Source organism: Sphingomonas hankookensis (assembly GCF_001619955.1).
Classification (GTDB): domain Bacteria; phylum Pseudomonadota; class Alphaproteobacteria; order Sphingomonadales; family Sphingomonadaceae; genus Sphingomonas; species Sphingomonas hankookensis_A.
In genome coordinates, this window is record NZ_LQQO01000008.1 from 77,126 (window position 1) to 90,906 (window position 13,781).

General features: G+C 67.2%; 13 protein-coding genes. 10 read left to right on the top strand and 3 right to left on the bottom strand.

What is annotated here, in order from left to right:
• Positions 1 to 46 precede the first annotated feature (46 nt).
• Together AVT10_RS06315 and ppa are read left to right on the top strand one after the other, a co-directional pair.
• Positions 47 to 1,969: a M61 family metallopeptidase gene (locus AVT10_RS06315; RefSeq protein WP_066689443.1), complete on the top strand. Its 1,923-nt coding sequence runs from the start codon at positions 47 to 49 to the stop codon at positions 1,967 to 1,969.
• Between the two features lie 142 nt (positions 1,970 to 2,111).
• Positions 2,112 to 2,687: an inorganic diphosphatase gene (gene ppa, locus AVT10_RS06320; RefSeq protein ID WP_066689444.1), complete on the top strand. Its 576-nt coding sequence runs from the start codon at positions 2,112 to 2,114 to the stop codon at positions 2,685 to 2,687.
• Positions 2,688 to 2,791: 104 nt separating this feature from the next.
• Here ppa and AVT10_RS06325 read toward each other — a convergent pair whose 3' ends face one another.
• Complete coding sequence (locus AVT10_RS06325; RefSeq protein WP_066689445.1) at positions 2,792 to 3,166, bottom strand: TfoX/Sxy family protein; 375 nt, start codon at positions 3,164 to 3,166, stop codon at positions 2,792 to 2,794.
• Entirely contained in the window at positions 3,163 to 4,056 is an 894-nt protein-coding gene (locus tag AVT10_RS06330) for a DMT family transporter (RefSeq protein WP_066689446.1), read from the bottom strand. The genes AVT10_RS06325 and AVT10_RS06330 overlap by 4 nt, the downstream gene beginning before the upstream one ends.
• Positions 4,057 to 4,294: 238 nt before the next feature.
• On the opposite strand from AVT10_RS06330, the gene AVT10_RS06335 reads away from it, so the two are divergent.
• Positions 4,295 to 4,933: a DUF1345 domain-containing protein gene (locus tag AVT10_RS06335; protein ID WP_066689447.1), complete on the top strand. Its 639-nt coding sequence runs from the start codon at positions 4,295 to 4,297 to the stop codon at positions 4,931 to 4,933.
• Between the two features lie 130 nt (positions 4,934 to 5,063).
• On the opposite strand, the gene ispG is transcribed toward AVT10_RS06335, so the two are convergent.
• Positions 5,064 to 6,188, bottom strand: coding sequence for a flavodoxin-dependent (E)-4-hydroxy-3-methylbut-2-enyl-diphosphate synthase (gene ispG, locus AVT10_RS06340; RefSeq protein ID WP_066689448.1), 1,125 nt, complete (start codon positions 6,186 to 6,188; stop codon positions 5,064 to 5,066).
• An 84-nt stretch (positions 6,189 to 6,272) separates the two neighbouring features.
• On the opposite strand from ispG, the gene AVT10_RS06345 reads away from it, so the two are divergent.
• The 7 genes from AVT10_RS06345 (at position 6,273) to AVT10_RS06375 (ending at position 13,611) form a co-directional block, all read left to right on the top strand.
• Positions 6,273 to 7,451 carry an acyltransferase family protein gene (locus tag AVT10_RS06345; protein ID WP_164523837.1) on the top strand — a complete coding sequence of 393 codons (1,179 nt, stop codon included), beginning with the start codon at positions 6,273 to 6,275 and terminating at the stop codon, positions 7,449 to 7,451.
• A gap of 19 nt (positions 7,452 to 7,470) precedes the next feature.
• The gene (locus tag AVT10_RS06350) at positions 7,471 to 8,415 is read left to right on the top strand and encodes an isoaspartyl peptidase/L-asparaginase family protein (RefSeq protein ID WP_066689509.1); all 945 of its coding nucleotides are present in this window, start codon (positions 7,471 to 7,473) and stop codon (positions 8,413 to 8,415) included.
• Complete coding sequence (gene gloA2 / locus AVT10_RS06355; RefSeq protein WP_066689450.1) at positions 8,412 to 8,807, top strand: SMU1112c/YaeR family gloxylase I-like metalloprotein; 396 nt, start codon at positions 8,412 to 8,414, stop codon at positions 8,805 to 8,807. The genes AVT10_RS06350 and gloA2 overlap by 4 nt, the downstream gene beginning before the upstream one ends.
• 45 nt (positions 8,808 to 8,852) lie before the next feature.
• Complete coding sequence (locus AVT10_RS06360) at positions 8,853 to 9,695, top strand: S1/P1 nuclease (RefSeq protein ID WP_066689451.1); 843 nt, start codon at positions 8,853 to 8,855, stop codon at positions 9,693 to 9,695.
• Positions 9,696 to 9,792: 97 nt separating this feature from the next.
• A complete protein-coding gene (locus tag AVT10_RS06365) occupies positions 9,793 to 10,089 on the top strand; it encodes a hypothetical protein (RefSeq protein ID WP_066689452.1) in 297 nt (98 codons plus the stop codon).
• An 81-nt stretch (positions 10,090 to 10,170) separates the two neighbouring features.
• Positions 10,171 to 11,856 (top strand): GGDEF domain-containing protein, encoded by a 1,686-nt coding sequence (locus AVT10_RS06370; RefSeq protein ID WP_066689453.1) that lies wholly within the window; start codon positions 10,171 to 10,173, stop codon positions 11,854 to 11,856.
• A 63-nt stretch (positions 11,857 to 11,919) separates the two neighbouring features.
• Entirely contained in the window at positions 11,920 to 13,611 is a 1,692-nt protein-coding gene (locus AVT10_RS06375) for a long-chain-fatty-acid--CoA ligase (protein ID WP_066689454.1), read from the top strand.
• Positions 13,612 to 13,781 lie beyond the last annotated feature (170 nt).

Here is a 13,781-nt window from a genome sequence, read left to right on the forward strand (position 1 = left end):
TAAGCATCCGGTGAAGCATATCCTTTTCAAAAGGAAGTCCCTGCCCTTGCGTATCGCCTTTGCCGCCCTGTTGCTGACCACCACCGTCCTTCCCGCCGCCGCGCAGCAGATCAACCCGCCCGGCAACACCCTGCCCCAGCCGACGCCGATCGTGGATACCGTGCCCGTAGCGCGCGAAGTGGACTATCCCGGCACCATCAAGCTCGACGTCGATGCGACCGACACCGTGCAGGGCATCTTCCGCGTGAAGGAAACCATTCCGGTCGCGCGCAGCGGGCACATGGTGCTGCTGATGCCGAAATGGCTGCCCGGCAAGCACGGCCCGCGCGGCGAGATCGAGAAGCTGGCCGGCCTGGTCGTACGCGCCAACGGGCGCGAGCTGCCTTGGACCCGCGACGTGCTCGACATGTTCGCCTTCCATATCGACGTGCCGGCGGGTGCGAAGAATCTCGACGTACAGTTCCAGTTCCTGACCGCGCAGCAGGGCGATCAGGGCCGCATCGTCGTGACTCCGGAAATGCTGAACCTCCAGTTCGAATCGGTCAGCCTCTATCCGGCGGGCTATTTCACCCGCCGTATCCCGATCGAGGCGACGGTGCGCTACCCCGCCGGCTGGACCGCCGCATCGGGCCTGCCGTCGAAGGTGCAGAACGGCGTCTATCGCTACGACCGCACCAGCTACGAAACGCTGATCGATTCGCCGGTGTTCGCCGGCAAATATTTCAAGCGCTTCCCGCTGACCGACCGCGTCGGGCTGAACGTCGTCGCCGACAAGCCGTCGGAACTGGCCGCTACGCCCGAGCAGATCGCGGCACATACCCGGCTGGTCGAACAGGCGGTGAAGCTGTTCGGCGCGCAGCATTACGACAAGTACGAATTCCTGCTGTCGATCACCGACAAGATGGGGTCGATCGGCCTCGAACATCACCGCTCTTCGGAGAATGGCGTCGATCCGGGCTATTTCACCGACTGGAATGCGGGCCCTGGCGAACGCAACCTGCTGCCGCACGAATTCACCCATAGCTGGGACGGCAAGTTCCGCCGCGGGGCGGACCTGTTCACCCCCGATTTCCGCACACCGATGCGCAACTCGATGCTGTGGGTCTATGAAGGGCAGACGCAATTCTGGGGCTATGTGCTGCAGGCACGCTCGGGCCTGGTGTCGAAGCAGGATACGCTCGACGCCTATGCCGACATCGCCGCGGCGCTGGACGCGCGCGAGGGGCGTCAGTGGCGTCCGCTGATCGACACCACCAACGATCCGGTCATCACCGCCCGTCGTCCCAAGGGCTGGGTCAGCTGGCAGCGGTCGGAGGATTATTACAACGAAGGCCTGCTGGTGTGGATGGAGGTCGATTCGATCCTGCGCAAGCAGTCGGGCGGCACCAAGTCGATGGACGATTTCGCCCGCGCCTTCTTCGGCGTGCGCGACGGCGACTGGGGAGTGCTGCCCTATACCCAGGCCGATATCGTCAAGACGCTGAACGCCATCCAGCCCTATGACTGGGCCGGCTTCCTCGACAAGCGCCTGAACGCCCGCACCGACCGCGCGCCGATCGACGGCTTTGCCGCCAATGGCTACCGGATCGTCTATACCGACACGCCAACGCCGTATCTGAAGGGGCGCGAAAAGAGCGCCGGCGGCGTGTCCGTCCCCTATTCGCTCGGCCTGACCGTGAACAAGGACGGCAAGGTCGGCTCGGTGATCTGGGGCAGCCCGGCGTTCAAGGCCGGGTTCGAAACCGGCACGACCATCGTCGCGGTGAACGGCACCGCCTATACCCCCGACCGGCTGCGCGACGCGGTTGGCGCGGCGAAGGGCACCAAGGACCCGATCCGCCTGACCGTCCGCATGGACGAGAGCGTGCGCGAGGTCGCCATCCCCTATTTCGACGGCCATCGCTATCCGCGCCTCGAAAAGGTCGGCGACGGCGACAGCGGCCTCGACCGCCTGCTGACCGCCAGATAAGCCGCACGCGCCATCCGGTCCCACATCGGGACCGGATGGACGCGTCCGCAACGATTCCAAGGAAAAGCCCCTTCTCCGTTCGTAAATAACCGGTAAAGGGCGCGTCTACCGCGCATACGCGTGAGACGAGGGAGTATTATCAATGCGCATCGACATGGTGCCGGTCGGCGACAACCCGCCCAACAGCCTGAACGTCATCATCGAAGTTCCGACCGGCGGCGAACCGGTCAAGTATGAATTCGACAAGGCTTCGGGCGCGCTCTTCGTCGATCGCATCCTGCACACGCCGATGCGCTATCCGGCGAATTACGGCTTCGTGCCGCACACCCTGTCGCCCGATGGCGATCCGCTCGACGCGCTGGTCGTGTCGCGTTCGCCCTTCATCCCCGGCTGCGTCGTCCGCGCGCGCCCGATCGCGGTGCTGAACCTCGAGGACGAAGCCGGCGGCGACGAAAAGCTGGTCTGCGTGCCGGTCGACTCGACCTTCCCCTATTACAGCAATGTCGGCGAAAAGGCCGATCTGCCGGAGATCGTGTTCGAACAGATCGAACATTTCTTCACCCACTATAAGGACCTCGAAAAGAAGAAGTGGGTCCGTATCGGTACGTGGGGCGGCGCCGAGGAAGCCAAGCGCATCACCCTCGAAGCGATCGAGCGTTACAACGAAGCCAAGGCGCAGGGCGAGGAACCGCACGACTACGAAGTTCCGGGTCGCTGATTTGACCTCTGGGGGATACACTTGACGATCCCCCATTCTTCGTCACCCCGGGCTTGACCCGGGGTCCCGCTTATTCTCGACGGAAGGGAAAGCGGGACCCCGGATCAGGTCCGGGGTGACGCCTGATCGCGCTGCTTGCGCTTCTTCACCGGCGCGCGCCGCCCGGCCTCGACCGCCAGCACCGCCCATTCGCGCAGCGCATCGGCATCGTCGAGCACATCGTCCGACGCACGGCGATAGTTCATCGTCGCGATGCTGCCGTCCTTGCGCGCCATCGAAAACCGCTCGGCACCGGCCGCATCCCAGGCGGCATCGCTCTCCGCATCGGCCTTGAACCACAACGTATCGTCGCCGACGATCGCGAACACGGTCCCGTCCAGATACAGCGTCGCGCCGCCCATCATCCGCCGCCATGTCACCTGCCCGAGCGGCGCGAGCGACTCCTCGATCCACGCCAGCAATCCTTCGTCCGCGCTCATGCCCCCGCCTCGCTCTGCACCGCCGGCACCCGCCGCCGGACTGCAACGATGCATCCTGCCACGATCAGCAGCGCACCGACCACCGTATAGAGCGACACCGTCTCGCCGAACGCGACCCAGCCGCTGACCGCCGCCCACAGGAACGCGCTATATTCGACCGGGGCCAGCACCTGCGCCTCCGCCCGCGCATAGGCCCAGGCCAGCGCCATCATCGATGCGGTGCCCAGCACCACCGCGCCCAGCAGCGTCGCATATTGCGACGGCGCCGGCATCGCGCCCAGCCACGGTGCCGCCGGCAGCAGCATCAGCCCCATGACCAGGCTGGAAAACAGCGCGACCTCCAAGGGGTCCGCCGCCTGCGCCTGTCGCCGCAACAGGATCAGGCTGACGGCATAGAGGATCGACGCCGCGACGCAGGCGAGGCTGCCGAGCACCGCCTGCGTCGACGCATCCGCCTGCACCTCGCCCGCCGCGATCACCAGCACGCCGAGCGAGGCGACCAGCGACCCGACGATCGCGCTGCGCCGGATCGTCTCGCCGAGGAAGAACGCCGCCAGATACAGTGCGATCAGCGGCGCGAGGAAGGTGAGCGCCACCCCCTGCGCCATCGGCACGCGTGCGAGGCCCCAGAAGAACAGCACGACCGACGCCCCGCCCGCGACCCCGCGTCCGATATGCAGCTTGAGCACGGCCCATGCCGGCCAGCGCCGACCGCCCGCGACGAACACCACGGCACAAAGCGCCGCACCGGTCAGCGACCGCCACAGCACCGCATTATAGGCGCCGCTATCGATCGACAGCCGCTTCATCATTGCGTCCATGATCGTATAGACCATGATCCCCGCCCCGGCGACGAGGAAGGCGCGCAGGCTGGACGACGCGGCGGACATGGGGACCTTTCGGGCTGCGGATGATGGCGTCCCTGTCGCGCGGCCCGAAGCCGGATGCAACCCGATCCTCCCCGCACGCGGGGAGGGGGACCATGCGCAGCATGGTGGAGGGGGGTGTCGGCAAACGGAACCGTAGCGTTGCGCGGCGATCCCCCTCCACCATCGCCTCCGGCGACGGTTCCCCTCCCCGTGCCGGGGAGGAATTGTCGCGTCGCAGTTGGCACGATACACCACCCCCATGCCCCTCCACCTCGGCCAGCGCCTCGCCCCTGCCCGTTTCGTCGCGTTCGTCGCCGTCACGCTCGCCGCGGGATGCTGGTCGGTGCCGGCACTCGGCTGGCGGATCGGCGGCCCGCTGGCGTTCGACATCGGTGCGGTCGTGTTCCTCCTGTCGTGCATCTCGCTGCTCGGCGCCTCGGCCGACCGCATGCGACAGGCCGCGGTGCGCAACGATGCCAACCGACCGCTGCTGCTCGTCCTGTCCGCCGCGATCGCGGTCGTGCTGCTGACCGCGATCGCCGCCGAACTGATGCAGCGCGGCAGCCCGTCGACCGGCGTGGTCGTGCTGGTCGTCGCAACGCTGCTGATCGCCTGGACCTTCGCCAACACGATCTACGCGCTGCACTATGCCCATCTGTTCTACACTGCCGACGACGCGGGCAAGGACAGCGGCGGGATCGACATACCCGGCACGGACGAGCCGGATTACTGGGATTTCCTCTATTTCGCCTTCACGCTGGGCATGACGTTCCAGACGTCGGACGTGTCGATCACCTCGCGCACGATGCGCCGGACCGCGACCGGGCACTGCCTGATGGCGTTCGTCTTCAACCTGGGCGTGGTGGCGTTCAGCGTGAACGTTCTCGGCGGGTCGTAAGAACTTTCCGAACCCCCACCCCGTTTACTTCGAGCTTGTCGAGAAGCCCCGGCCAAAACGGGGGGGTCTCGACGGACGCTTCTCGACAGGCTCGAAGCTGCTCGAACCAAACGGATTACGGCAAGCAGCGTTACTCCGCCGCCTGCGGCACCGCCGCGCTCGCCGCGTCGATCTCCGCCGCCTTCGCCTCGACCAGCTTGACGATATGGTCGATCATGTCGGCATCCTGCACATGATGGTCGGTGACCCCCGACAGATAGACCATGTGCTTGCCGTTGCCGCCGCCGGTGATGCCGATATCGGTCTCGCGCGCCTCGCCGGGGCCGTTGACGACGCAGCCGAGCACCGACAGCGACATCGGCGTGCGGATATGCTGCAACCGTTCCTCCAGCGCCTGCACGGTGCGGATCACGTCGAAGCCCTGTCGCGCGCACGATGGGCACGACACGACGCGCACCCCGCGATTGCGGATGCCCAGCGCCTTCAGGATTTCGAACCCGACGCGTACTTCCTCTTCCGGCTCGGCCGACAGCGAGACGCGGATCGTGTCGCCGATCCCGAACCACAGCAGCGACCCGATGCCGATCGACGACTTGACCGTGCCGCCGACGAAGCCGCCCGCCTCGGTAATGCCCAGGTGCAGCGGGCAGTCGACCATCTCGGCCAGCTGCTGATACGCCGCGACCGCCAGGAACAGGTCGGATGCCTTCACCGCGACCTTGAACTCGTGGAAGTCGTGGTCCTGCAACAGCTTGATGTGGTCCATCGCCGATTCGACCAGCGCGTCGGGGCACGGCTCGCCATATTTTTCGAGCAGATGCTTTTCGAGGCTGCCGCCATTCACGCCGATGCGGATCGCGCAGCCATTGGCCTTCGCCGCGCGGACGACTTCGGCAACGCGCTCGTTCGACCCGATATTGCCCGGATTGATCCGCAGGCACGCGGCCCCCGCATCGGCGGCTTCCAGTGCGCGCTTGTAATGGAAATGGATGTCGGCGACGATCGGCACACGCGCGGCGCGGGTGATCAGCTTGAGGGCGGCGGTGCTTTCGACGTCGGGGCACGACACGCGGATGATGTCGGCACCCGCTTCTTCGCAGCGGCGGATCTGGTCGATCGTCGCCACCGCGTCCGACGTATCGGTATTGGTCATCGTCTGCACCGTGACCGGCGCGTCGCCACCCACGGGCACGTTGCCGACCATGATCTTGCGGCTCTGGCGGCGGTGGATATCGCGCCACGGGCGGATCGACATGAACAGTCTCGCTAACAATTGGGTTACTTGCGATCCGATATAGCCCCGCATTGCTTCACGCGAAAGTCGCGCCGGGAATCCATCGTGCCAATCGGGCCCAAGTCATTGTCGTCGCGTCATTACGGGCTGGACTGGCTCCGCATCGGTGCGTTCGGCGTGCTGATCCTCTATCATATCGCGATGGCGTTCAGCCCGTGGCACTGGGTCGTGACCACCGGCCACGCCTATACCGCGCTGATCGCGCCGATGGCGGCGGTGACGCCGTGGCGGCTGGGCCTGCTGTTCGCGGTATCGGGCTATGCCAGCGCGACGCTGGTCGCGCGCGCCGCGACGCCGCACGCCTTCGCCGCCGAACGGTCGCGCCGCCTGCTCGTCCCGCTCGCCTTCGGCATGCTGGCCATCGTGCCGCTCGAAATGTGGGTGCGGGTGCTGGAGGGCGGCTATCCGCACGGCTATCTCCGCTTCTGGCTGCTCGACGGCTGGCGGGTCGGCACCTTCTACGGCGTCGAATTTCCCAGCTGGGAACATCTTTGGTTCCTGGTCTATCTCTGGACCTATTCGATGCTGCTCGCCGCGTTCGTCGCGACGGCGGGCGCGGCGCGGCGGATGGATCGGCTGGCGGCGTGGCTGTCGCGCGGCAATCGGCTGCTGTGGGCGCCGATCGCGCTGATGGCGACGATCCGGCTGGCGGCGCTGTTCGTGGTGCCGGAGGGTCAGGGCCTGCTCCACGACATCGCGGGCCACTCGCAATATTTGCCGCTGTTCGCGCTCGGATATCTCGTCGCGCGGCGGCCGGCATTGTGGCGCGCGCTGCACCGCCATGCCGCCGGCGCCATCCTGCTGGCACTGGTTGCGGGCGCGGTCGTCGTGTCGGTCGAACTGCAATATCCCGGCGACGTCGTGCCGCCGCATCTCGCCATGGCGGCCAACCGCGCCGCCCGATCGGTCATGGCATGGGCGATGGTCGTCGCGCTGTTTCACCTCGCCGACCGCGCGTTCAACAGCGACCATCGCTGGCGCAGACCCCTTAGTCGTGCAGTATTCCCGGCCTATATCGTCCACCATCCAGTGATCGTACTGGTGACCTGGTTCACCCTGCCGCTGGCGCTCGATCCCTGGCGGGAGGCGGCCCTGCTGCTCGCCGCCACGCTGTTGGCCTGTGCCGCCGCCTATGGCGCCGCCCGCGCCTGGCCCGGGTTGGGCATGTTGCTGGGCGTTCCGGCACCGGTCGCAAAGGGTGGCAGGCGCCCCGCGATCTGCTAGGCCGCGCGCCATGCAGGACATGACGACACCGAACGACACCCCCCGCCCCTGGACGCTGCTGGTCCATGGTGGCGCCGGCATTCTGACGCGCGAGACGGTGAGCGCCGCAACCGACGCCGCCGCACGCGCCGGTCTCAACGCCGCACTCGCCGCGGGCGAAGCGGTGCTCGCCGCCGGCGGCACCGCGCTCGACGCCGTCGAGGCCGCGGTGCGCGTGCTGGAGGATGATCCGACCTTCAATTCCGGCCGCGGCGCGGTCTTCACCTTCGACGGCACGATCGAGCTGGACGCGGCGATCATGGACGGCCGCGACCGGTCGGCCGGCGCCGTCGCCGGCGTGACCCGAAGCCGCCACCCCGTCACCCTCGCCCGCGCGGTGAAGGACCACAGCCCGCACGTCCTGCTGGCCGGCAAGGGCGCCGACACCTTCGCCGCCGAACAGGGCGTCGAACCCGCCGATCCCGACTGGTTCATGACGCCGGAACGCCGCGCGCAACTGGACGCGATGAAGGCCAATCCCGACGGCTGGTTCGATGTCGACATGAAATACGGCACGGTCGGCGCGGTCGCGGTGGATGCGGAGGGCCATGTCGCCGCCGCGACCTCGACCGGCGGTGTGACCGGCAAGCGCTGGGGCCGGATCGGCGATTCCCCGCTGATTGGCGCTGGCACCTATGCCGACGACCGCGCCTGCGCCATGTCCGCCACCGGCTCCGGCGAGTTCTTCATTCGCGTCGGCGTCGGCCACGAGATCGCCGCGCGCATCCGCTTCGCCGGCGAATCGATCGGCCAAGCGGCCGACACGGTGCTGGCCGAGACGAAGGCGATGGGCGGCACCGGCGGCGTCATCGTCGTCGGCCCGGCCGGCGATGCGACGTGGAGCCTGACCACCCCCGGCATGTTCCGCGGCCGCGTGACCCAGGGCGGCGCGCGCACGGTCGCCGTCTATGGCGACGAAGGATGAGCGGCCTTACCGGCCTGCACCATGTCGCGATCATCGCCTCGGACTATGACCGGTCGAAGGCCTTTTACGTCGAGGCGCTGGGCTTCACGATCGTCCGCGAAGTGTGGCGTGCCGAGCGCCGTTCGTGGAAATGCGACCTGACTCTCGGCACCGTCCAGATCGAACTGTTCACCTTCCCCGCCGCCCCGCCGCGCCCATCATTTCCGGAAGCGATGGGCCTTCGCCACCTCGCCTTCACCGTCGCCGATATCGAGGCGGAGGTCGCGCGCCTCGCACGCCACGGCATCGCCTGCGAACCCGTCCGCGTCGACGAGCATACCGGACAGCGTTTCACCTTCTTCGCCGATCCCGACGGCCTGCCGCTCGAACTCTATGAAACATGTCGCGCATAATCCTGCGCGCTTGCGGCGGCGGGCGAAGCGAGTAATCCGGGCGGCATGATTCGCCGCCTGCTCCTCGCGCTCGCCTGCCTGTTCGCCACCTCGCCGGCCTATGCCTATTGGGAATTCGGGCATGAGAGCGTGGCGACGATCGCGCGGCTGAACGTTCGCCCGGGAACCCGCGCCGCGATCGAACGCATCCTGCGGCATCAGGCGCTGCTGGAGACACCGACCTGTCCGGCGCGCACCATCGAGGAAGCGAGCGTCTGGGCCGATTGCGTCAAGCCGCTCGGCGAACGCTTCAGCTATGCCTATTCGTGGCATTACCAGAATATCGATGTGTGCAAGCCGTTCGACCTGAAATCGGCGTGCAAGGACGGCAATTGCGTGTCGGCGCAGATCGAACGCAACGTGAAGCTGCTGAAGGACGCAAAGGTCCCGATGCGCGAAAAGGTGATGGCGCTCGCCTTCCTCGTCCATTTCGTCGGCGATCTCCACATGCCGCTCCACGCCGGCGATCGCGGCGACCTGGGCGGGAACCGGGTGAAGGCGGATTACGGCGTCTATGGTCCGGAACGCTTCAACCTCCATTCGATCTGGGACGGGCCGCTGGCCGAACGCGCCATCTCCACGCCGCCCTCGATCCTGCGCAGCTACACCGCTGCCGAACGTGCCCCCATCCAGGCCGGCACCGTCGAGGACTGGAGCCGCGACAGCTGGGAAGTCAGCCGCGACTATGCGTATGCCCCCGCGTTCGGCGGCGACGCCTGCGCGCCCAAGAGCGACGCGCGGGTGAAACTGGACGATGCCACTATCGCCCGGCTGGTGCCGATCGCGCAGGATCAGGTGAAGAAGGGCGGCCTGCGCCTCGCCCGCCTGCTCGACGAAGCGCTCGGCTGATCCCCTTGACGCGCGGCCATTGCGCCGCGCGCCGTCCCATGTCAGCTTGCCCCCCGTAGACGACCGCGACCACGCGGCGGAGCGACATGGGGGTAGGATGCGACTTTACGCGACGATCGCGGCGACGATGCTGCTGGCGGGCTGCGGCTTCGGCCCGGCCAAGGGCGGCGCCGAACTGCAGGTGACCGGCCCCAGCGAGGCGGTGGCGGCCTTTGTCCGGCAACAGGGTGCCCAGATCCCCAGCCGGGCTACCACCTTTCCGCAACCGGTCGGCAACGGCAAGGCGAGTGCACGGGTGATGCTGCCCCCCGGTGCCGGGGTGGCGACCACGCAGTCGGTCGTTCAGCAGGCCGCGACCGCCGGCCTGGCGATAGCGGTCGTCGCCCATCGCTGATCGATGGTCCGGGGCGGCCGACGCGACGAACCGAAGGCCGGGTTAACCATTTGTTGGCGCGGCGAATGCATAGCCGAAACAATGTTCTGGTCGGTTCGCCCGCTGTGGATTGCGCTGCTGTTGGCGATCGGATTCGCCTGCGCCGGTGACGCCCACGCGCAGGCCGGCACGATCGGCAATATCGGCCATACCATCCCCGTTTGCGTCCGCCGGGTACAGCCCGGCGACACGCCACAGGCGATGTTCGCGCAAGCGGGACGGTTCGACTGCACCACGCCGCAACTGTCGCTTGGCGCGGGCGATTTCTGGATATTGTCGGCACCGCTGCCGCGTCCTGCCGACGCCGATGCGCCGATCCGCGTGCGGCAGGTCAGTATGTGGCAGCGCCAGATGACGCTCTATGCCCAGGCCGCCGATGGCCGGATCGTCGGGCAGTTCGCCGACGAATTCGGCATCGGCCAGCGGCTGCGGCTGGGCGCGGTGGTCGAGCATCGCTTCGTACCTGCCGGCGCACCGTTCACCCGCCTGTTGTGGCGGATCGACGGCGCCTCCAACATGCGCGGCATCGTGCTCGGCCCGCGGCTGGCGACCGATGCGCAGAGCATCCGCTCCGACACGCTGCTCGCCGCGCTCTATTCGGCCTTTGCCGGGCTGGCATTGGGGCTGCTGGTCTACAATTTCGCGCTCTGGCGCGTGCTGCGCCACGATTTTCAGCTCGCCTATTGCGGCCTGCTCGCCTGTCTCCTGCTCTATGCACTCAGTTCGTCGGGGGCGATGGCGTGGCTGTTGCCGGACATGTCGAACAACCGGCGCATCCTGTTCAGCTATGTCATGCTGTGTGGCGGCATGGCCGCCGCGCTGACCTTCTGCGCCTGTTTCTTCGAAGCGCGGGTGCTCGATGGCTGGCCGCTGCGCGCGATGCGGATCGTCATACTCGCCTTTTGCGGCCTGGCGGTCGTGCTGATGGCGATCGGCGCCCCGCTGATGCCGATCCTCGACCGCATATTCTCGGTGATGATGCTGGCGTCACCGGTGGTGGTGCTGCTCGCCATGGTCCGCGCGGGGCGGCGGCGCAGCGCCTATCTGTCGCTGTTCGCGCTCAGCTGGGTCGCGCCGCTGGCGATGCTGGTCATGCGTGCCCTCTACAATCTGGGCGCGCTGCCGTGGAACTTCTGGATCGACAATTCGACCATCGTCGCGATGACCGCCGAAACGCTGCTGGCGAGCGTCGCCATCGCATACCGCATGCGGATGCTCAGCCACGAACGCGACGAGGCGATCCGCCAGGAAGCGATCAGCCGCGAGCTGGCCGATACCGATCCGCTGACCGGGCTGCTCAACCGCCGCGCCTTCCTCGCCCGCGCCGTGCCGTCCGATGGACCCCGCACGCTGATGCTGTTCGACATCGACCATTTCAAACAGGTCAACGACACGATCGGCCATGACGGCGGCGACGAGGTGCTGCGCCTGTTCGCCCGTACCCTGCGCTATCATGCCCTGCCCGGCGTACTGGTCGCGCGCATGGGCGGCGAGGAATTCGCGCTGCTGGGCGAGGAATCGATGCTGCCCGATGTCGACGTGATTCTCGCCAGCGTGCGCGCGGTACGCCTGCCGTTCGACCTGCGCATCACCAGCAGCATCGGCATCTGCCACGGGCCGCTGGGCGACGAAAACGACTGGAAGCGGCTCTACCGCATGGCCGACAAGGCATTGTTCCAGGCCAAGGCTGCCGGCCGCGACCGCGCCGGGCGGGCATTGGCTGCCTGACAGCAATTACTTGTAACGCAACTTGGCTTGCACCCTCCGCAACGCTTGCTTACACCTATGTAAATGAGCAGCGCCGCACCCGTCCTCGACCGCTATGCCCACCCCGTCGCCTGGGACACGCCGCTCCCGCCCATGTCGATGGTGACCCTGTTCGAGGAATCGGCGGCAAAGCGCGGCGATGCTCCGCTGATCGACTTTCTCGGCCGCCATTACAGCTATGCCGAAACGAAGAACGGCGCCGACCGCGTCGCCTGCGGTCTGGCGGCGATGGGCTATGGTCCGGGCGACCGCATCGGCCTGTTCCTGCCCAACGTACCGCATTATGTCGCGGCCTATTACGGCATCCTGAAACTCGGCGCGACCGTCGTGAACTTCTCGCCGCTCTACACCGCGCAGGAGCTGGCGGCGCAGGTCGAGGATTCGGGCACGAAGCTGCTATTCACCCTGTCGGCGTCCGCGCTGCTGCCGACCGCGCTGAAGGTGCTGGAGACCAGCTCGCTCGAACGGCTGATCGTCGGGTCGGTCGCGGGCGCCCTGCCGCCGGCGAAGTCGCTCTTCTACCGCTGGTTCCGGTCGCAGGAAGTGACGCCGCGCCCCGACGACCGCCGAGTTACCGCCTTTTCCGCGCTGATCGCCAATGACGGCGGCTGCGGTACGCCGACCATCGACCCGGAACGCGATCTCGCGCTCATCCAGTACACCGGCGGCACGACCGGCAGTCCCAAGGGCGCGATGCTCAGCCATGCCAATCTGTCGGCCAATGCGCGGCAGGTCGCATGGCTCGACCCCGACGGCCCGACGCCCGGCGAACGCATCATCGGCGCGCTCCCGATGTTCCACGTCTTCGCCAACACCTGTGTGCTCAACCGGACAGTTGTTACCGGAGGCGAGATCGTCATGCTCCCCCGCTTCGACGCCGGCCAGGTCCTGGCGGCGATCGCCCGCACCCGCGCCACCGCGTTGCCGGGCGTGCCGACCATGTACCGCGCGCTGCTCGACCATCCGCGCCTGCCGCAGACCAATTTCTCCTCGCTGCGCTTCTGTATTTCCGGCGGCGCGCCGATGCCACCGGAACTCAAGGAACGCTTCGAAGCCGCGACCAGGGCGACGCTCGTCGAAGGTTATGGCTTGTCCGAAAGTTCGGGCGTGGTGTCCTGCAACCCCTATGCCGGGCCGCAACAGGCGGGCAGCATCGGACAGCCGATCGCCCATACCCGCGTGCGGCTGGTCGACAAGGAAGACGCGACGCGCGCTGCGCCGGATGGTGAACCGGGTGAAATCGTCGTCGCGGGGCCGCAGATCATGTGCGGCTACTGGCACCGCCCCGATGCCGACGACACGACCTTCTGCATCGACGCCGACGGCACCAAATGGCTGCGCACCGGCGATGTCGGGACGATCGACGAAGACGGCTTCATCCGCATCGTCGACCGGCTGAAGGACATGATCGCGGTCGGCGGGTTCAAGGTGTTCCCGAGCGAGATCGAACGCGTCCTCTACCACCACCCCGCGATCCGCGAGGCGTTGGTCGTCGGCCTGCCCAACGACTATCGCGGCGAAAGCCCCCACGCCTATGTAACGTTGGCCGAGGATGCCGAGGTGACCGGCGAGGCGCTGAAGGCATGGCTCAACCCGCAGCTCGGCAAGCATGAGCGGGTGGACGAAGTCGTCGTCCGCCTGACCCTGCCCAAGACGATGATCGGCAAGCTCAGCCGCAAGGACCTGATCGCCGAGGTGATGGCGGAGCGCGCCTGATCCACCCGTCACCCCGGACTTGATCCGGGGTCCCGCTTCTTCCGTTTTCACGCGACGGCGCGAAGGCACAAAGAAGAATTGGTTCGCGCGGAGGCGCGGAGGGGTTGTGGAGCGGACGCTTGCAGTCTGTCTGGCGAAGCCTCGTTCCTGCCTCGCAGGAGATAGAGTGC